This is a genomic window from Colwellia sp. Arc7-D, from assembly GCF_003061515.1.
In the GTDB taxonomy this organism is placed as follows: Bacteria; Pseudomonadota; Gammaproteobacteria; order Enterobacterales; family Alteromonadaceae; genus Cognaticolwellia.
In genome coordinates this window covers 3,101,285-3,122,200 of the sequence record NZ_CP028924.1, presented here as the reverse complement: position 1 = coordinate 3,122,200, position 20,916 = coordinate 3,101,285, and the positions used below count along the sequence as shown (strand labels likewise).

The 20,916-nt window shown below is 37.8% G+C and carries 14 protein-coding genes and 3 pseudogenes; 10 read left to right on the top strand and 7 right to left on the bottom strand.

The window, feature by feature from the left end; genetic code table 11:
- Positions 1 to 305 precede the first annotated feature (305 nt).
- The 5 genes and pseudogenes from DBO93_RS13545 (at position 306) to DBO93_RS13525 (ending at position 6,677) form a co-directional block, all read left to right on the top strand.
- Positions 306 to 1,490, top strand: coding sequence for a thiamine pyrophosphate-dependent dehydrogenase E1 component subunit alpha (locus tag DBO93_RS13545; protein ID WP_108456808.1), 1,185 nt, complete (start codon positions 306 to 308; stop codon positions 1,488 to 1,490).
- Positions 1,490 to 2,467, top strand: a complete 978-nt coding sequence (locus DBO93_RS13540) for a transketolase C-terminal domain-containing protein (protein ID WP_108456807.1) — start codon at positions 1,490 to 1,492, stop codon at positions 2,465 to 2,467. Before DBO93_RS13545 ends, DBO93_RS13540 begins: the two co-directional genes overlap by 1 nt.
- 11 nt (positions 2,468 to 2,478) lie before the next feature.
- A complete protein-coding gene (locus DBO93_RS13535) occupies positions 2,479 to 4,056 on the top strand; it encodes a dihydrolipoyllysine-residue acetyltransferase (protein ID WP_108456806.1) in 1,578 nt (525 codons plus the stop codon).
- 410 nt (positions 4,057 to 4,466) lie between these two features.
- Positions 4,467 to 6,307: pseudogene (locus DBO93_RS13530) on the top strand (protein kinase).
- The gene (locus DBO93_RS13525; RefSeq protein ID WP_108456805.1) at positions 6,300 to 6,677 is read left to right on the top strand and encodes a VOC family protein; all 378 of its coding nucleotides are present in this window, start codon (positions 6,300 to 6,302) and stop codon (positions 6,675 to 6,677) included. The pseudogene DBO93_RS13530 and the gene DBO93_RS13525 overlap by 8 nt, the downstream one beginning before the upstream one ends.
- Positions 6,678 to 6,747: 70 nt before the next feature.
- Here the strand turns inward: DBO93_RS13525 and DBO93_RS13520 are convergent, their stop codons facing one another.
- From DBO93_RS13520 to cmoA, 7 genes and pseudogenes are all read right to left on the bottom strand, one after another.
- Positions 6,748 to 7,149 (bottom strand): hemerythrin family protein, encoded by a 402-nt coding sequence (locus DBO93_RS13520; RefSeq protein ID WP_108456804.1) that lies wholly within the window; start codon positions 7,147 to 7,149, stop codon positions 6,748 to 6,750.
- Between the two features lie 59 nt (positions 7,150 to 7,208).
- Positions 7,209 to 8,258, bottom strand: a complete 1,050-nt coding sequence (locus DBO93_RS13515) for a hypothetical protein (protein ID WP_108456803.1) — start codon at positions 8,256 to 8,258, stop codon at positions 7,209 to 7,211.
- A 37-nt stretch (positions 8,259 to 8,295) separates the two neighbouring features.
- Positions 8,296 to 9,276: a hypothetical protein gene (locus tag DBO93_RS13510; RefSeq protein WP_108456802.1), complete on the bottom strand. Its 981-nt coding sequence runs from the start codon at positions 9,274 to 9,276 to the stop codon at positions 8,296 to 8,298.
- 79 nt (positions 9,277 to 9,355) lie between these two features.
- Positions 9,356 to 9,463 (bottom strand): annotated as a pseudogene (locus tag DBO93_RS18715) (patatin-like phospholipase family protein); the annotation flags it as partial.
- Positions 9,464 to 9,536: 73 nt separating this feature from the next.
- Positions 9,537 to 10,883: an anti-phage deoxyguanosine triphosphatase gene (locus DBO93_RS13505; RefSeq protein WP_108456801.1), complete on the bottom strand. Its 1,347-nt coding sequence runs from the start codon at positions 10,881 to 10,883 to the stop codon at positions 9,537 to 9,539.
- A gap of 295 nt (positions 10,884 to 11,178) precedes the next feature.
- On the bottom strand, positions 11,179 to 12,144 hold the full coding sequence (gene cmoB, locus DBO93_RS13500) for a tRNA 5-methoxyuridine(34)/uridine 5-oxyacetic acid(34) synthase CmoB (protein WP_108456800.1): 966 nt from the start codon (positions 12,142 to 12,144) through the stop codon (positions 11,179 to 11,181).
- Between the two features lie 4 nt (positions 12,145 to 12,148).
- Entirely contained in the window at positions 12,149 to 12,883 is a 735-nt protein-coding gene (gene cmoA, locus DBO93_RS13495) for a carboxy-S-adenosyl-L-methionine synthase CmoA (protein WP_108456799.1), read from the bottom strand.
- Between the two features lie 217 nt (positions 12,884 to 13,100).
- Here cmoA and DBO93_RS13490 point away from each other — a divergent pair, with 217 nt between their 5' ends.
- The 5 genes and pseudogenes from DBO93_RS13490 (at position 13,101) to ruvB (ending at position 20,362) form a co-directional block, all read left to right on the top strand.
- A complete protein-coding gene (locus DBO93_RS13490; RefSeq protein WP_108456798.1) occupies positions 13,101 to 15,887 on the top strand; it encodes a transporter substrate-binding domain-containing protein in 2,787 nt (928 codons plus the stop codon).
- Between the two features lie 198 nt (positions 15,888 to 16,085).
- A complete protein-coding gene (aspS, locus tag DBO93_RS13485) occupies positions 16,086 to 17,870 on the top strand; it encodes an aspartate--tRNA ligase (RefSeq protein WP_108456797.1) in 1,785 nt (594 codons plus the stop codon).
- A gap of 137 nt (positions 17,871 to 18,007) precedes the next feature.
- A pseudogene (gene ruvC, locus DBO93_RS13480) lies at positions 18,008 to 18,534 on the top strand (crossover junction endodeoxyribonuclease RuvC).
- A gap of 122 nt (positions 18,535 to 18,656) precedes the next feature.
- Positions 18,657 to 19,274: a Holliday junction branch migration protein RuvA gene (gene ruvA / locus DBO93_RS13475; RefSeq protein WP_108456796.1), complete on the top strand. Its 618-nt coding sequence runs from the start codon at positions 18,657 to 18,659 to the stop codon at positions 19,272 to 19,274.
- A gap of 83 nt (positions 19,275 to 19,357) precedes the next feature.
- Positions 19,358 to 20,362 (top strand): Holliday junction branch migration DNA helicase RuvB, encoded by a 1,005-nt coding sequence (gene ruvB, locus DBO93_RS13470; protein ID WP_108456795.1) that lies wholly within the window; start codon positions 19,358 to 19,360, stop codon positions 20,360 to 20,362.
- Positions 20,363 to 20,916 lie beyond the last annotated feature (554 nt).

Below are 20,916 nucleotides of genomic sequence, written 5' to 3'. Positions count from 1 at the left end.
TCCTTTTTGTCCAAAGCCTTATTGTAAGTTGATCAACATATTAGCCATTTTGGTATAATGGCTAAGGGTATAACTGTAAAGATTTATGCTCGCTGCCTGTTAAATTTATATACTCACTTTTATCACTAAACTTGTTTTTCAGTTTACGTAAAGGTAAAGTGCTTGCGATTATTACAACCAACAATTCATAACAATGATATTAATATTCATCTTGCGCTGAAAGCTTCTATACTTTCAATAATTAAAGCAAAGTTGAAATAGGTAATATCACCTTGCACCCAAGGTTAATAAAAAAAGAGAAGGCTATGAACACTGACATATATAGCGAAAGCCCGGTCGTACATGAACCCGCTTTTATTGATGGTCATTCAGTTGAAATTCCAATCCTTAAAATATTGAAACAAGATGGCAGCATATATGAAAATGCTGCTATGCCTAAAATTGATCAAGCACTTGCCACTAAAACTTATAAAACGCTCGCTTTTCACCGTGTTTTAGATGAGCGAATGGTAGCAGCACAACGCCAAGGTCGTATCAGTTTTTATATGGCAGCACTCGGTGAAGAAGCCGCTAGTGTTGGTGGTGCTGCAGGCCTGAAAGATCAAGATATGATCATGGCGCAGTATCGTGAACAAGGAGCATTAATGTTTCGAGGTTTTAGCCTTGAAAACTTTATGAATCAAATGTTCAGTAATGAAAAAGATTTAGGTAAAGGTCGTCAAATGCCAATTCATTACGGTAGTAATGCATTGAACTATATGACGATTTCATCACCATTAGGCACGCAAATACCACAAGCTGCTGGTTATGCTTATGGCCAAAAGTTGCAAGGTTTAGACGCCGTAACTATTTGTTATTTCGGTGAAGGCGCCGCCTCTGAAGGTGATTTTCATGCCGGTTTAAACATGGCAGCTGTACATCAAGCTCCTGTTATATTTTTCTGTCGTAACAATGGCTACGCTATTTCAACACCATCAGATGAACAATATGTCGGTAATGGTATTGCTTCTCGTGGTGTTGGTTACGGTATGAAAACCTTACGTATTGATGGAAATGATATTTTAGCGGTTATTGCCGCTGTTCAATTATCCCGTGAATATGCCATAAAAGAAGGTAAGCCGGTATTAATTGAAGCCATGTCTTATCGTTTAGGTGCGCATTCTACGTCGGACGACCCTTCAGGTTATAGAACACGTGAAGAAGAAGCTAAGTGGCAAGAGCATGATCCTATTCTTCGTATGAAAAACTGGATGCTAGCTCAAGGTTGGTGGGACGAAGCACAAGAAACTGCGCTATTTGAAAAGTTACGTGATGAAGTATTAGCGGCGGTTAAAGTTGCTGAAAAAATTGATAAACCGCCTGTAGAAGATTTAATTACGGATGTTTATGACAAAGTACCACCTTTATTACAAAGTCAATTTGATGAACTTAAAAGTCATATCAAAAAACACCCTAAAGCTTACCCGTTTACTGCAGGGAGAATTAAGTAATGGCGCAAATGAATTTATTACAAGCGATTAATAACGCGCTTGATACCGTCATGACAGAAAATGATCGTGCGGTTTGTTTTGGTGAAGATGTAGGTCACTTTGGTGGTGTGTTTCGAGCAACCAGTGGTTTACAAGAGAAATTTGGCAAAAGCCGTTGTTTTAATACGCCTTTAGTTGAGCAGGGAGTTATTGGTTTTGCTAATGGCCTAGCCGCACAAGGCAGTACCGCTATTGCTGAAATTCAATTTGCTGATTATATTTTTCCAGCCTTTGATCAAATTGTAAATGAGTCAGCAAAATTTCGTTACCGCAGTGGTAATGAATTCAATGTTGGTAAATTAACTATTCGTACACCATACGGTGGTGGTATTGCTGGTGGTTTGTATCATAGCCAATCACCTGAAGCTTATTTTGCTCATACACCTGGTCTAAAAGTGGTTGTGCCGCGTAACCCTTATCAAGCCAAAGGTTTGTTATTAGCGTCAATTCGCGATGATAATCCGGTAATATTTTTTGAGCCAAAACGTTTATACCGTGCATCAGTTGGCGAAGTGCCAGAAGAAGATTACGAATTACCTTTAGGTAAAGCAGAAGTTGTACAACAAGGAACTGATATCACATTATTAGCCTGGGGTGCACAAGTTGAGATCGTTGAAAAAGCTGCTGCATTAGCTGCTGCTGATGGTATTTCATGTGAAATTATTGATTTACGAACAATTTTACCTTGGGATATTGAAACAGTAGCAAACTCTGTGACAAAAACAGGTCGCTTTGTCGTTAGCCAAGAAGCGCCATTAACTGCTGGTTTTGCTAGTGAAATTGCTGCCACTATTCAACAAGAATGTTTCTTAAACTTAGAAGCGCCAATTGCACGAGTTTGTGGCATGGATACACCTTATCCATTAGCACTTGAGAAAGAATACGCTGCTGATCATTTAAAGATCTATGAAGCAATCAAAAACAGTATGACTTACTAGGATTTATTAGCATGAGCATTGATTTTATATTGCCAGATATTGGCGAAGGTATCGTTGAATGTGAACTGGTTGAATGGCTAGTAGCAGAAGGCGATGTAATTGCAGAAGATCAGCCCGTGGCTGATGTGATGACAGATAAAGCCTTAGTTCAAATTCCAGCTATGCATTCTGGAGTAGTAGACAAGCTTTACTACGCAAAGGGTGAAATAGCGAAAGTACATCAACCTTTATTTGCAATGACACCAGAAGGCAGCGCACAAAGCGAAAGTGTTGCTGAGCCGATAGTTGCTGAAGCCACTGCTGAAATTCCTGCTGTACCAGCTGCTGCCGTTACAGGAACACAAGTTGAAGACTTTATTTTACCTGATATTGGTGAAGGTATTGTTGAATGTGAGCTGGTTGAATGGTTAGTCGCTGAAGGTGATTTGATTGAAGAAGATCAACCAATAGCTGACGTAATGACTGATAAAGCTTTGGTACAAATTCCGGCAATGCATAAAGGTAAAGTGGTTAAACTTTATTACGCTAAAGGTGAAATTGCCAAAGTACATGCGCCATTATTTGCCATTGAAATTGCCGCAACTGGACAAGCACCTGTTGCTGCTGCGTCTGTTGTAACAGAAGCGCCAAAAGCCGCTACTGCTCAGGTTGAGACTAAAGCACCTGTTGTCGCAGCTCAAACGGTATCAACAAAAGTAGTTAATGCAAAAGCCCTAGCTAGTCCTGCGGTTCGCCGTGTTGCTCGTGAGTTAAATGTTAATATCCACCAAGTACCGGGCAGTGGTAAAAAAGGTCGAGTATATAAAGACGATGTTGTCGCCTTTAATCAAGCGCCTGTAGCATCTGCGAACACTAACGCTGCACCTGTCGCTAATGTTGCTGGCGTTACACGTGTTGAACCTATACGCGGTATAAAAGCGGTAATGGCAAAAGCGATGGTTAATTCTGTATCGACTATTCCTCACTTTACTTATTGTGAAGAAATCGATATGACTAATTTGATCAAATTGCGTGGTGACTTAAAAGAAGTTTATGCCAAACAAGATATCAAATTAACTATGATGCCATTCTTTATGAAAGCTATGTCATTAGCATTAAAGCAATTCCCATTAGTGAATTCGCAAGTTAATGAAGATTGTACTGAGTTAACCTATTTTGACGATCACAATATTGGTATGGCGGTTGACTCAAAAGTAGGCTTGTTAGTACCTAATGTTAAACAAGTACAAACAAAATCTATTCTAGATTTAGCTGCAGATATTACCCGTTTAACCAATGATGCGCGTTCAGGACGAGTGCCTGCGGCTGATTTGAAAGGCGGAACTATCACCATCTCAAATATCGGTGCTATTGGTGGTACGGTGGCAACACCAATTATCAATAAGCCTGAGTCTGCTATTGTTGCGTTAGGTAAGTTACAAAAACTACCTCGCTTTAATGACAAAGGTGAAGTGGAAGCACGTTCAATTATGCAAGTCAGTTGGTCTGGCGATCACCGTACAATAGACGGTGGCACTATTGCTCGTTTTTGTAACTTGTGGAAGTCATTCCTTGAAGAGCCAAGCAACATGCTAGTACATATGTCTTAGTTTTTATAAGATATATGAAATTTGAAAGCCTGCATCATGCAGGCTTTTTTATGTGCAGTTTATTTTAGTCACATATTGGGCTATTGAATGTGCCAAAACTTATCAAGACTAGTTAAGGTGCCAGATAATAAAAACCCTAACTCAATGAGATAAAATTGAATTAGGGTGAAAGTACTGCGCTAAATAAGTTAACAAATGCAACGAGGGAGCAAATGTTAACCCATAAAGGTTAGCAAACTTTTGTGGCGTATTTATGACAGAGCTTTTGCAAAGACATAAAAAAGATATCTTCAGCTAAAGGTAACAACTCGAACTTTATCGGTTTTTTTAAATAGGCTAAGATAAGTGAAAGAAATAAAGTACAACTTCGATGATTTATTCATCCCGATATTTGTAATGAAGGACGTTTAGTGGCGGAAAAAAAACTACAGCATTTTTATATTGCTGAAGATCAGTCGATTTATTTACTAAATCACGAAGATGCAACCAAGTTAAAACAATGGGTTGAGCTCTGTCGTCAGCAATTAACGCTATTGGGCTATCAAAATATCGCTTTGATTGGTAAAGGAGCATACGGCTTTGTTTTTGGCGGTGAAGACGAGCAGGGCCAGTCACAAGTATTTAAGTTTTCTCGAATTAACTTACCACAACATGTACAAGATCGCTTAGCAGAAGAAGCTGATATTCAGCGCCAGCTTTCTCATGAACGCATTCCAAAAATTATTGGTTATTACAAAATAAAACGTCAATCCATTGTTCATATGGAGCGGGCTCCAGGCATAGATCTAGAGCAACTTTCTTATCAAAAAGGGCCATTGCCAAGTGAGCTTGTGGTTAACATTGCGATACAGCTGGCTCAAATTCTAATTTATTTACGGGATATCAACGAACATGAATTAGGCCGTCCCTACGTACATGGCGATATAAAACCCTCCAATGTGGTTTTTGACCCTCAAACTGAGAAAGTTTACCTCGTTGATTGGGGATCTGCTGTACCTGCCCAACTTGATATTAATGGTCAATCAACCGCCAATAATATAATGGATCTAATGAGCAGCGATTTACAAAACAGTAATGCCCGCTTAGGCGATGTTTATTTTATTGGCGATGAGCAAATTAGCGGCGAAATGTCATCTCCTCGCTTTGACGAGCAAGGCCTTGCGGCAACCTTATATGCGCTAGCTTCTGGTCAGTCGTGCCGTTATGGCAGTGCAGTGATCACGCCATCATCGCTAGGCTTACCTAAGTTACTGGCACAAATACTCACAGGCATGTTAAGTAAAGATAGGCGAACTCGCAATAAAGCGGGGATTACTTTTTTAAACATTTGCCGTTATTAAAGAACACCGTTATGGCCGAACCCCCTTTGCCTGTTGAAATTAATCCCTTAGTACCGGTTTGGTGTAAAGGTTTCCATAAAGATATGGATACTGTGGTTTATGGCTCTCGTAAATCTTTTTTGCGTGAATCTTCTGATCTCGATGAGTTGAGTGAAATAGATGATGTGCAATTAGAAAAGTATTATAAAAACTATCTAATGGGAATGGGTGATGCCGAAAAAGCTTTTATTGCCGCAGTAAGTCGTTTAGCTAATTTTCCCGTAGTCGGTGGTTTAGCCGTTCGTTGGGAAAAAAATGGGGTACATATTGACTCAAATCTATCGCTTTTTGATCCGAGTTTAAAAACTTCTTTTCAAAGCGCAGTTAATAATATGGTGCGTCTTGCACAAGGGATATTTAGGGTAGGGGTATTTAAAAGCTGTTTATTCAACGCTAGAAATACTTTACATATTGAACGAATTACAGAAGAAGACCCCTTTCAAGCTAAGCCAAACCAAGCCATTAGTTATGATGTTAGTGATGTTGCTGTTATTGATGATATCACTCGATTACATTCATATTTTGAAGACGGCGTAGATCCAGACGAATACTTATATTTGCCCGAAGAAATTATGACTGTCTTAGCGCGCTTAAATCAAATTCATCATACCGGCTGTATTATTTTTGAAGTACTACCTCGGCATTTGAAAATTCACAGTTATTTAATGTTGCTTAATCATGATAAAGAAGTCGAATTTCAGCAGTGCTTAATTGAAATTTTACAATTACTACCAACCATTACCGGTAGTGGTATTTCAGGCTTCATGAAACTACCTTACAAAGATACCCGATTTTTTGAACATATAAATTGCTTACCCGATAAATACTATCCAAGAAACCCAAAACAAAAACGGAGTGTTAATAATGAGTGATAATGAAATAGGCACAATGGCATGGCTTGATTTATCAGTCAGTAATGCGACGGAAGTAAAGTCGTTTTATGAAGATGTTGTCGGTTGGAAAAGCGAAAGTGTTGCTATGGGGGATTATGATGATTATGTCATGCTTGAGCCTATCAACAGTGGCGCTGTTGCTGGTGTTTGTCATGCGCAAGGGGTCAATAAAGACTTACCACCGGCTTGGTTACCTTATTTTTTAGTTGCTGATATCGAAGCTTCTATTAAAGCTGTTGAAGCTAAGGGCGGTAGTTTAGTAACAGAAATAAAATCAATGGGCAGTGATAAATATGCAGTTATTAAAGATCCTGCGGGTGCGGCTTGTGCCATTTATCAAAAAATATAGTGATGTTATTTCTACATTGCTACCAAGACATATTTAAATAAAAGTAAATTCTTTATTTTTAACCATGGTTCTATGGTTGATTTTGTAGGAAGTATTTTTTATCTTCTACTTGAATGTGGTGAATGAGCCAGTCAGTGAGAGAGTAAATAAGTTCACAAGCATTATCTTTAAACTCATTTAATAGGATGATCCTGTCTAACTCTTCAATAAAATGTTTATGCTGTAACTCATGTAACATACAGTCATTTTTATTCAGCGTATAAAAATATTCTTCTTCGGTTTTAAAGTGCACCTTTATATAGTCATAAAAATCGATAAATAAAGCCCAAGTTTGACTTTCTGCTTGCTGACTATTCACAGAGTTTGCCAATTTATTCATATGACTAACTAATTTTTGGTGTTGTTTGTCAATGATTTCTATACCCACTTCAAAAGTGGCTTTATCCCAAATGACTAAATGCTCTTTTGCCATATCATCCCTAAATTATTTGCAATCCTAACTTTAAATGTCTCACATTACGCCAGTTATTGCTAATCAATACTTTTGAAGTTTGTGACATCAGACGATGTTATTAATTTTGAAAAATCATCAGCCAAATAGGCTGACTCGGATAACACGGTTTGCCAATATTTTATTCTTGTTGCAGCATCTAAATTGGTGAAATCATCACGGTCGGGTATTTTTGCATAAGGTAAGCGAGCAATAAACTCTTGAGAAGGTACTAGCATGACCGTATTTGTGTAATATTGGCTATTCACCTTACGTGCTAAGTTTTTATCAAACCACCCGGCTTTAGGGGTTGGTGAAAAATGTGGATAAAGCGTCAGCCCCTTTGCTGGTTTAATATCTACATCAAAATGATAATCAATAATCCCACCATCTCGATACATGCCTTTTGGTGAGCCAATAATATCTTTTATACCCTCCATAATTAAAGGTATAGAGCCTGATGCCAGTAAGCTATCAGTTAAGTTGTCATTAGTTAATGCTTGGTGTTGAGTATTAAAATTAAAACTATCGCTAATGGTTAATTGGCTTTTGGGGTGATGATAAACATAACGTTGATACTGTTTAGCTAATAAGCCTCGGTTGACTTGGTTCATTGCCATGCTAGACATTAAGCCTAAAAGTAAGGGTACCTTTTGCTCTAAAGTCGTTAAACCACGACACTTTGCGACAATAAAGTGTGCCTTAAAGATTGGGTTGTTGATAATTTCATTACTGCCATTAGCACCTAAAACCGCTTCAAGTAATGTTTTAGCCTTGGCAGTAATTTCACTTTTATTCGCTTTAGCAGAGTAAGTCGTTTCTGAATATAAAGTTGCTAGTCGCGTTATCGCACTAACGGGATCTTGTTGGCTCAACGCTGCAAAGCGAAAAGCCCCAGCGGAAGAGCCTACTAAGTTTAATTCTTCACGACGATCTTTAAAATACTCACCAAAAAGGTATTTATCTAAACCAAATAAGCTAAACCATTTAGGCCCGCCGCTAGCACCAAGCATAGTCGTAAACAATTCTTGCTTAAAGCCTTGTTCTTGTATTAGTTTTTTGGCCGCTGGGCCTGCGTAAATGTCTAACATAAGTGTTTTGTAAAATACTATATAGTAAGTATCATTCCTAGTTGTGTGGTCGAGTGTTCCAAGCTTCAACAATTCCATCTGAAGATATTGTTACTATGTCATTACCGTCTTGAAGGGCAACATCAAGTACTGTTGATCCAAAGGAACGTGAACGAATACTCCCTTTTTGAATTTGCTTTCCCGTTTTTAAGTCCCATACGGCTAACTGGCTCTTGGGAGTAGAGTTGAATAATGTCTTTCCGTGATTTATAAAAACGCCCTTCCTGAAGTATCTGAATCGTTCAATATAATTAAGTGTTGAAATTACAGTCGAATTATTTAGATCGATTACTTGATGTGTATTCAAAGCATCGGAGTAAAAAAAATGCGTTGATCTATTATCTAATACTAAGCTAGTAATTCTTGTATTGGCCTTGAAGCTAGATAAAATCTCGCCAGTTACAGTATTAAAATATTCTATACTACCGTCAACGCTTGCTGTGAGAGCATATTCTCCAATATCACTTAGCTCTATGAAATTCACATTGGAACTATGTAATTGAAAAATAGATTTTGTTTTAAGTTTTAAATCAACTTTAACAATACTGCCTTCATTCATGCCAATATAAAATTGTTCACCATTTTCGTTGAATTTTAAAGACGTTATTTTTGACAATGGGGAAAATCCAGCTATCTCCCAAGTACTAACAATTTCTTTTGTCCATATATTAAAAATAGTGACTTTATTTTTACTTGCGATCGCGGCGAACTTTTTGTTTATTGACAGAGAAATATAATATTGATGCTCTTCAAAGTGGGTCAGGTTCCAATTATTAATTAATTTATTTGTTTTGACTGACCAAACAGATAATTCATCGGGACTAAGCAGAGCAACTATTGTAGCATCATTGGAAATATCAGCCGCGATTAATGACGGGACGGGGTATTGGAAACTTGAAATGGCTTCTAATTGATCAATTTCTCTACTGCAACTTGATACCGCAACTACACAGATGATTAAGGTGGCGATTGTTTTCAAGTTTAATCTAAAATTTTTAATCAAGTTAATTACTACTATAAGTTGTCATACATATCGGTGTTTAGCTTTACAAACGTAACCATTTAGGCCCGCCGCTAGCACCTAATATGGTAGTGAAAAGTTCTTGTTTAAAACCGTGTTCTTTAATTGTTTTTAAGGCGTTTTCGCCACAATAAATATCTAGCATATTAGCCATAGTTAGATAAAGTCTCTATTGATTGAAATAATGTCGGCACCGACAGCAATTTTTCTTTGTTAAATTAATAGTCGTGTTTGCCGAAACCGGTTTGTCCGATGGGTAAAAATAAAGTCTGATAAAGCCTAGTGGCATATTCATCGGTCATCCCCGCGACATAGTCAGCGATCACTCGGTGCTGATTTTGATTGTTTTCTTTGGCTTTTTGCCAACGCAATACCGTACTTTTAGGCAGTAAACGCTCTGGATCAGAAGATAGGGCTTCAAACAGCTCCATAACGATTTGTTGACCACGATATTCTAATTGCTGAATAGAGGTTTGCTTAATGACAAACTGATAAACAAAGTCTTTGAAAATTTGAAGCGTTTGGGCAGCAATCAAAGGGTGCACGGCATTAAAGCGTAATAACGGTTCTTGAAAGTCACAGCCTTTGGTTTCATTAATATCGACTAATTCAATCGCCGTTATTAAGTAATTAACTAAACCACCAATGGCTTCTTTTTGTATAAAGCGTTGACTGCTAAATAAGTTGTCCGCTAAACTTTTACTGTAATCATGCAGCCATTCATCGTCAATTTTGCTTAATTTTTGAATGACATTTTTTTCAAAATCTTGCTGATTCACAACACCGGTAACAATGGCATCTTCTAAGTCATGAATGCCATAGGCGATATCATCAGCAAGCTCCATCATAGAGCAGTCTAAAGATTTATATATCGTTTTACTGTGGTTGTTACTCTTCGTTTTAAACTGCTGAAAAAGTGCTTTATCATGCTGACATAACGGTGATAATACCCAGTTAATCATCTCGATATCATCAAGGTATAAACCTTTTGGCGGATGCCATTTTGACGCTTCTAATTGACGAAACGATGCCGGTAATGCTTGGGGAATATCTTGCTGTAAATGACCCAGTGTTTGCGGGTACTTTATTAAACCTAACAATGTTCTGCGTGTTAAGTTCATGCCAAAATGTTCACTAAAGGGCTCTAAATGCGCAACAATTCGAAAAGTTTGTCCATTGCCTTCAAAACCACCATGATCTCGCATCATATAATGTAAGGCAACTTCTCCGCCATGACCAAATGGAGGGTGACCGATATCATGGGCTAAACATAAAGACTCAATTAAGCTATCGTCATTAGGAATAAGTTCTGCGCTTTGCTTTGGATATTTACTGCGAATTTGGGCAATAATACCACTGCCAATTTGAGCTGCTTCTAAAGAGTGGGTAAGCCGAGTGCGATGAAAATCACTTTGACCACTGCCCATAACTTGAGTTTTTGATTGTAAGCGTCGAAAGGCAGCAGAATGAAGAATACGTGCTCGGTCACGTTGGAATGGGCTGCGATGGTCTTGATGTCTTTTCGCTACTCGCTCTAACCGTCGTTCTAACCAAGGATTTTCCATGATACCTCTATTCAAAGTGAATTAAACTGCGATACAAATAGTATATTATTCTTTAAAGGAAGGTAATACCAAATCGATTAACTTCAACCTTGTTGAATGTTTGCCAAGAGTTATAGCCAACTTTTAATCTTCTTAGGGGGAATTTAATTAAATAAGTAGTACCGGAGAAGATAAAAAGGGGTTGAGAAATATTTACTAACGTTTGCAGGAACACTTTCTTCTCCCTGTTCATTATTTAAAAATTTTACAGGGAGGTGAGAGTGATAAAGGTTAGCGGTAGCGACAAATTTTTTCGCTATTTATTAGCAATAAATATTGCACGTTTAGGTGCTGGGTAGCCTTCAATAGTTTTACTATTATCATTTGGATCAAGAAAATCTTGCAATGACTCGGTATCTATCCAGTCGGTTTTTCGTTGTTCGTCAAGTGCAGTAATATCAATATTAACGACACGAATGTTTTTGAAACCACAACGTTCAAGCCATGCACACATTGCATCACAACTGGGCAAAAACCAAACATTTCGCATTTTTGCATAGCGTTCACCAGGCACTAATACGGTATTTTCATCACCATCAACAACTAAAGTTTCTAGTACTAGCTCACCACCTTTGACTAACTGTGCTTTAAGCTGGTAAATAAAATCAATGGGTGAGCGACGGTGATACAAAACACCCATAGCAAAGACGGTGTCAAAAGCGTTCAGTTCAGGCAACTGTTCAACTCCTAAGGGTAATAGGTTAACGTTATCATCCTGAACAAAGTGCTGAATAGCTTGAAATTGCGATAAAAACAGTTGTGTTGGGTCAATACCAACAACAAATTCTGCACCTGCTCCTCTCATACGCCACAAATGATAACCACTGCCACAGCCAATATCTAACACATAACGATTACGTAAATCACTAATATGCGGTGCTAAGCGATCCCATTTAAAGTCGGAACGCCATTCAGTATCAATGTGCAGGCCATGTATATGATAAGGACCTTTGCGCCATGGTTTAAATTTTTTCAGTAAATTCTCAAGACGTTTATATTCGCCGTCATTTATATCAGCGCGCTCACCTGCTTGTACTGTGGTACTGATATTGATAGTTGACGGTGATGTTTTGGGGAGAGCTGTTATGGTTTTTTGCCATTGAGCAAATTCACCATGTAAATGTTGCTCACGCCAATTCGTGAGTTGAGCAGGTAAAGTATTGAGCCAATGGCTTAATCGATTGCTGGCTATTTTTTGATAAAAGCTATTAAATGAAATCATTGGTTTATTTTATCGCGATTAAAGAAAAGAAGTTAAAACATTGAAACCAAGGAGAACTGTGGTTAAATCCGGCGTCTTTCAAACGTTTTAAGTGTGTATCTAAATTATCAGTGAGCATAACATTTTCAAGAGCTGTGCGTTTTTGGGCAATTTCTAACTCGCTGTAACCATTGGCACGCTTAAAGTCATGGTGTAAATCAATAAGTAACTCGTTGCAAACATTGTCTGTATGCGCAATTTTTTCAGATAACAGCAGTAAACCACCGGGGTTAAGTCCTTGTGCTATTTTATTTAACAATAACTGGCGTTGTTCTGGCGCAATGAACTGTAAGGTGAAATTAAGTACCACCATAGAAGCATTTTTAATCTCAATATTAAGAATATTATCTTCTAGTATTTCTACCGGGGTTTCACCTTTAAAAGCGCTGACATGCATTTTACAGCGTTCAACCATGGCGCTAGAGCTGTCAATGCCAATGATTTTGCAGTTTTTGGCCGTTATTCCCTTACGCATAGCTAATGTAGCTGCGCCTAGCGAACAGCCAAGATCATAGACTTGACTGTTATCGGTAACATAACGCTGACTTAGTCGACCTATGGTATCGATAATAGTACTATAACCAGGCACCGAACGGCTTATCATGTCTGGAAAAACTTCAACGACTTGCGCGTCAAATGCAAAGTCTTTGATTTTACTTTGTTTATTAGAAAAAATTAAATCGGTATCAGATACTTGCATGATGCTCAAACTATAATAATGTTAGGTGATATAAAGGCGTATTTTACCTGATATTTTCAACGATAAACAAGGTTATGTATTATTATGTTTTACATGGCCATAAATCGTATATTTACTGCCATATGATAAGCAGTAATAATAAAATCATTAATGAGAATTTAATTTGGCTTTAAGATATTTAACACAATGTTTAATAGGCATAACATTAATAGTTGCCATGTTAGCTTTACCCGTTTATGCGCAAAATACTAAACAAACGTATCGTATTGCCATTAATAAAACATCTTACCCTTTTCACTTTATTAATGAAGAGGGTAAAGCTGATGGCATGATGGTGGATCTGTGGCGGTTATGGGGTGAAAAACAAGCGGTTGAGCTTGAGTTTGTGCCACTTAATTGGCAACAGACCATTCAGCAGGTGGCAAATGGGGTAGTCGATATTCATGCGGGTCTAACTAAAAACCCAGCGAGAGCCGAATTACTTGATTTTACTTCTGTTTTATTACGACAAAATAGACACCTTTTCCTTCATCGCTCGATTGCAGAAATTAAAAGCATTCTAGATCTTAAACCCTATGCTATAGGTGTTGTTGACGGCTCAAGTCATGAGTTTTCACTTAAAAATAAATACCCTAATTTAACTGTAAAGTCCTTTGCCAATCGTAATGATTTATACCAAGCGGCGTTAACGGGTGAAATACTGATTATGGCGGGCGTTGAAAAGTTATCAAAAAACTTTTCAGACTATGCTTTGCTCAGCCAGAAATTTCCAGCTTTCGCAAGGATCTCTTATGAGACTGGTGAGTATGGTGCTGGCGTTGCTAAGGGACAAAAACCATTACTTGAGTTTATTCAACAAGGCATGGACAAAATCTCCCCGAAAGAAAAAGCAGCTATTAAATCAAAATGGTTAATTGTCGATAGTTCAGAGAATGTTATTACGCTTTCATATTCAAATAACCAAATGCCATTTTCAGGTACTTCTCGTGCGGGTAACGCTCAAGGATTTTTTATTGAATTATGGCAAATGTGGGCAGAATATAGCGGCCTAGATATTGAGTTTGTATTGGGGAATTCAACTGAGTTTAATCAAACCAACATTAATATGGCAGACATTCATATAACAAGCGTTACTAATGAGAAAAGCATAACAGACAGCACATTAGGCCCTGTTATCTATAGCATTAACTACGGATTATTTTTTGCGAATGATATTGATAAGGTGCTCCATATATCTGAAATTGAAAATAAGAATATTGGTGTAATACATACGCCAAGTTTTGTTAAAAATATTCAGGATAAAGTTTCAAATAGCTCAGTAATTATTTTTGACGATTATCAGTCAATGTTTGCTGCGGCAGAAAAGGGTGAGCTTGATGTTATAGCAGGGCAAGTTGACATAGTTGAGAATTATTTAATTGAATATAAGTTACAGTCTATTTTTTTAAAGTTTTATGGTTATGTTTTCAAGCGTGATGTTAATGCTACTTTAAATAAAACTGACCTTAAATTAAGCGAACTCATATTGGAAGGTTTTGAGAACTTGCCTTTGCAAGATTTAGTCACTTTAGAAAAAAAATGGCACTTAGATGAATCTTCCGGTTACTTTAATCGTCAATTATCAATTTTAACATTATCTGAGCAAGAAGCTTTATGGGTAAAAAACCATAATGTCGTTAAATTTGGTATCACAAGAAATTGGATTCCTGTCGAGTTTATTGATAAATTTGATGAAGTTAAAGGTATAAACCCAGACATATTTGACCTGCTAACTAAGCGGCTTAATTTAAAAATAGATTATGTTGTTCATGAAAATTTTAATGAGCTTTATCAGGCGCTTATTGCCGGAGAAATTGATGTTATCGGCAGTGTGGTTGCCACTCAAGAACGTAAAAAACAAGTGTTATTTACTGATTCGTATTGGAGTATGCCTTGGGTTATTTTACATCCACGTGAACTTGGTACACAGTTGAGATTAGAAGACTTTAACGGCAAAACCTTAGCTATTGCTAAAGGGTACTATTTAATTTCTATTATTAGGAAACAATTCCCACTGATTGCATTAAGGTTGGTTGATGACAATGAAGAGGGATTATTAGCTATTCAAAAGGGCATTGTTGACGGCTTTATTGACAGCTTATCGTCAGGGACTGAACTGCTTAAAAGAGAAAGTTTAGTGAGTTTGTCTATGTCTATACTTGAAGAAGTTGATAAAAATGGCAACCATCTAGCAGTTAACCAGTCGCTTCCTGTATTAGCCAGTATATTAAATAAGGCTGTTTTAAGCCTTTCAGATCTTGATAGTCAACAGGTTTACGAAAAATGGTTTGATATTAATATTGAAACCGGCCTAGATAAAAATGTTGTATTGCGTTTGGCCCTACAAGTGGGCGCTCTAATTTTTATCATTATTATTGTTATTATGGTGTGGAATCGTCGTTTATATCAAGAAATCAAAAATAGAAAAAAATTAGAGCAAAAAATGGAATACATGGCTACTCATGATGATCTCACTGGCCTTGCTAATCGTGTGTTATTAAAAGATAGGCTAAATAAAGCCATTACTTTTCATCAACGGCAAAAGTTATTGGTTGCCGTATTGTTTATCGATCTAGATGGCTTTAAAGATATTAACGATACTTACGGACACGATATTGGCGATGAATTATTAATTGAGATAGCGAATCGTTTAAAAGGTTGTGTACGCGAGTCTGATACCGTTGTGCGTTTTGGCGGTGATGAGTTTGTATTACTACTAACAGGGCTGCATAATCAAAACGAAGCAGGGTATGTTGCTGACAAAGTATTGAAGATTATCCAACAACCGATTCAATTACCTGAAGTAAACGCATATATTGGCTGTAGTATTGGTATTGCAATGTATCCAGACGATGGTGACTCTGATAACGAATTGTTAAAAGTTGCAGATTCATTAATGTATGACGTTAAAGCAGCAGGCAAAAATCATTACGCTTTTAATCGTAAAAGCGATACGAAAGTTTAATTCATTATATAACTCATATTATTGCAGGAATGTCGGGTGACTTTGCCCCGCATTGCTTTATAATGTCGGCAATTTTTTATCATAATAAGTTTTAGGTGTTTGCCAACACTTATGGCTTATCTAGCTTTTTGCCATTGAATTAAGTAAGTGAACGATTACTTATTTCAATGACTATTATTTAATTTTCAAGGTAAATACATGCGTAGTCTTTATTGTGGTGAGGTTAATGAATCTCATGTGGGTCAGGAAGTCACTCTTTGTGGTTGGGTTAATCGTCGTCGTGATTTAGGTGCAGTAATTTTCTTAGATTTACGCGACCGTGAAGGCATAGTGCAAGTTGTTTATGATCCTGACTTTCCTGATGTTCTAGAAAAAGCCAACACCTTGCGCAATGAATTTTGTGTTCAAGTTAAAGGTAAAGTACGTGCTCGTCCTGACGGCCAAGTAAATAAAGATATGGCTACGGGTGCGATTGAAGTATTAGGCTTAGAGCTTACTATTTTAAACAAGTCTGCGCCGTTACCTTTAGATTCAAACCAGAAGAACTCTGAAGAGCAACGTTTAAAATATCGTTACCTTGACTTACGTCGTCCAGAAATGACCGAACGTATGCGTTTTCGCGCTAAAGTCACTTCAGCTGTGCGTTCATCATTAGAGTCTCAAGGATTCTTGGATATTGAAACGCCAATTTTAACCGCTGCCACTCCTGAAGGTGCACGTGATTACTTGGTGCCAAGCCGCACACACAAAGGTCAATTTTTTGCTCTACCGCAATCACCACAGTTATTTAAACAATTGTTGATGATGTCAGGTATGGAGCGTTACTACCAAATAGTTAAATGTTTCCGTGATGAAGATTTACGTGCTGATCGCCAACCCGAGTTCACTCAAATTGATATTGAAACTTCTTTTATGAGCTCTGATCAAGTAATGGAAGTTACTGAAACCATGATCCGCGGGTTATTCCAAGAACTACTTAATGTAGATCTTGGCGAGTTCCCACGTATGGCTTATTCTGAGGCGATGACGCGATTTGGTTCAGATAAGCCAGATCTTCGTAATCCACTCGAAATTGTAGATGTTGCTGACATTTTAAAAGATGTTGAATTTAAAGTGTTTTCTGGACCAGCTAACGACGAGAAAGGTCGAGTAGCGGTTATTTGTGTACCAGGCGGCGCCGCTAAATTCTCTCGTAAAGGTATTGACGAATTGACTAAATTTGTTGGCATTTACGGCGCTAAGGGCATGCCATGGTTGAAAGTCAATGATCGTGACGCTGGCCTTGAAGGTTTGCAGTCGCCGATCTTGAAATTTTTAACTGAAGACGCAGTAAACACTTTATTAGAGCGTACTAATGCTAAAACTGGCGATATTATTTTCTTCGGTTCAGATACTTATAATGTAGTAACAGAGTCACTTGGTGCACTACGCCTTAAAATTGGTGAAGATCTTGAATTATTGCAAGGCGAGTGGAAGCCACTTTGGGTAGTAGATTTCCCTATGTTTGAAGAAGCTGATGGTCATATGCATGCAATTCATCACCCGTTTACCGCTCCGACTAACTTAACCGCTGCTGAACTAGAAGCTAACCCGGTTGGCGCGTTGTCAGATGCTTACGACATGGTGTTAAATGGCTGTGAATTAGGTGGTGGCTCTGTCCGTATCCATAATCAAGACATGCAAGCGGCTGTATTTCGTATTTTGGGTATTAGTGATGAAGAAGCCCAAGAGAAGTTTGGCTTCTTACTCGAAGCATTACAATACGGTGCTCCACCACATGCAGGCTTAGCATTTGGTTTAGACCGTTTAGTCATGTTGATGACAGGTGCAAGTTCGATTCGTGATGTAATGGCATTCCCGAAAACAACGACCGCTGCTTGTCCATTAACTAATGCACCTGGCTTTGCCAACCCTACTCAGTTAAAAGAATTAGGCATTGCTTGTTTGGAAAAAGAAACTGATACTGGCGAAAAAGCAGAATAACTTTCGTTTCAGAATTTTTAGTATTGATTTAACGGTTAATATTAAAAAATAATTAGAACGCACGAATGAATGCTACTTAGGCTTTATTCGTGCGTTTTTTTTCAACCACACTTAACTGATTATTAAAGGTACTTTTAGTGAGTATTATTTTAGGCATAGATCCTGGATCACGTTTAACTGGCTATGGTGTTATTAAACAGCAGGGACGAAATTTCATCTATTTAGGTAGCGGTTGCATTAAAGCAACTGCTTCAGGTGAAGATTTAGGCATGCGCTTGCAAACCATTTTTGCTGGCGTAAGTGAGATTATCCTACAATTTCAGCCGGATATGTTTGCTATTGAACAAGTTTTTATGGCGAAGAATCCTGACTCAGCATTAAAGCTAGGTCAAGCTCGGGGGCGGCTATTGTTGCGGCAACTAATAATGGCTTAACAATAGCGGAGTATTCGGCTAGACAAATAAAGCAATCAGTTGTGGGTACTGGAGCGGCAGATAAAACTCAAGTACAACATATGGTTAAAACTATATTGAAATTACCAGGCACACCCCAAGCTGATGCAGCAGACGCATTAGCCGTTGCACTTTGTCATGCACACAGTCATGACTCGATCAGTAAACTTTCAGGTCAAGCCAGTAAAACAGTTAGAGGACGCTTACGTTAAAGGTGATGGCGTTAGCTAATCGGAAAAAATTTAGTGTGAAATAAATAACGCCTTAAACTTTACTGTATAAATATCTAGTGGTATGGTGGCGACATAGATCATTTCTCGTTAAAGGTTAATCCGTGATTGGACGTTTACGTGGCACATTAATAGAAAAAATGGCCCCTGAAATTTTAATAGAATGCCATGGAGTTGGCTACGAAGTTACTATGCCCATGACTAGCATTTATGCACTAGGCGAAATTAATCAAGAAGCCACCCTGTATACCCACTTTGTTGTTCGTGAAGATGCGCAGTTACTTTATGGCTTCGCTAATAAAGTTGAGCGTAAGCTATTTCGATTGCTGATTAAAGTTAATGGTGTTGGCCCTAAATTAGGCTTAGCTATTTTATCAGGCATGTCTGCCGACCAATTTGTGAGTTGTGTAATACATGACGATTTAACCACTATTGTAAAAATTCCCGGTGTTGGCAAAAAAACAGCAGAACGTTTGTTGATTGAAATGCGTGATAGGCTTAAAGATTGGCAAACTAACAGTAGCGATGCACTTGCTCATATGATGCCAACAGATGTTAATCAAGCCAATACTTTTGTTAGTGATAATAAAGGCGATGCTATTAACGCATTAGTGTCTTTAGGGTATAGTCAACAGCAAGCTGATAAAGCGGTTAAGTCAGTGTATGAAGCAACTAAAACTAGCGAAGATTTGATCCGCAATGCTTTAAAAGCAATGTTATAAACAAGGCTAAGTGCATTAGGTTGAAGACAAATTTATCAAGTGTGGTGCTTAGTGCGCTAATTAACATTTCCAAAGAGTAATACATGATAGAAGCAGATCGATTAATTGAACCAATAGCAAGCCGTGAAGATGAAACGGTTGATCGCGCTATTCGACCTAAAATGCTGTCAGACTATACCGGGCAACAACACGTAAAGTCGCAAATGGAAATTTTCATTGCTGCGGCCTTGAAAAGAGAAGAGCCGCTTGATCATTTATTAATTTTTGGTCCTCCAGGTTTAGGTAAAACAACGCTAGCCAATATTGTTGCAAATGAAATGGGCGTAAGTATCCGGACAACTTCAGGTCCCGTGCTGGAAAAAGCCGGAGACTTGGCTGCATTACTGACGAATCTTGAAGAAAACGATGTCTTGTTTATTGATGAAATTCATCGTTTAAGTCCAGTAGTTGAAGAAATTTTGTACCCTGCAATGGAAGATTATCAATTAGATATTATGATAGGCGAGGGACCCGCAGCACGTTCAATTAAACTTGATTTGCCCCCATTTACTTTAATAGGTGCTACAACTCGAGCAGGCGCACTCACTTCGCCGTTACGCGACCGATTTGGCATAGTTCAACGGCTAGAATTCTATAATACTCAAGAACTAACAGAAATTGTCATGCGCTCAGCACATTTCTTAAACTTAGATATCGCGCAGGCAGGCGCTTTTGAAGTTGCAAGGCGCTCTCGTGGTACACCACGTATTGCTAATCGTTTATTGCGCAGAGTTAGAGATTACGCGGATGTAAAAACTGATGGCATAGTAAGTAAAGCAACAGCAGCTAGTGCCTTAGATATGTTAGAAGTAGATAATGAGGGCTTTGATCTAATGGACAGAAAACTATTAGAAGCAATTATTGATAAATTTGCTGGTGGTCCGGTAGGGCTCGATAACATTGCCGCAGCCATTGGTGAAGAACGTGAAACTATTGAAGATGTATTAGAGCCTTTTCTTATTCAACAAGGTTTCTTACAACGAACACCCCGAGGCAGAATTGCCACAAGTAGAGCTTATTTGCATTTTGGTTTAGATTTTCCAAGCTAACATTTGTTTATATTACTTATTAAAGGCACCTTTGGGTGCCTTTTGTTTTTTAGCTGTTCAGGATACTTAAGTTATAGCTATTGTGATAGTTAACGTAAAAATCCAACCGTATTTATCACTTATCAATAAATTCTTTTCATTGAAATTTAGGCAAAAAAAAGCCCACATATATAATATGTGGGCCAACTTATAATGTAAGTTGATAGAAGGAAATGGGGTTCCTATAAAATATCAGAGAGAAAGGTAACAACACCTATTCAAAACATTTAAGGGTGACAGGAATACTTGTTAGTAAACAATATTCATGTCTGAGTCCAGAAAACAAGCGTATTATATTGTTATGTACTCTATTGAACAAACGAAAAATAATTATATTTATCATTAGAAAAACTAATGTGAAAAAATTTAAAATATACCGCGCTAAATCTATAAGTACCTTAAGAGCAGGGCACTGCTCGCTAAAGTATTCTGATTAAGTAAAATTCAACCATAATTTACTCTGATTTTTACTTAAATTATTACAAAGAATTTATCTTAGCCCTTGTTCCACGTGA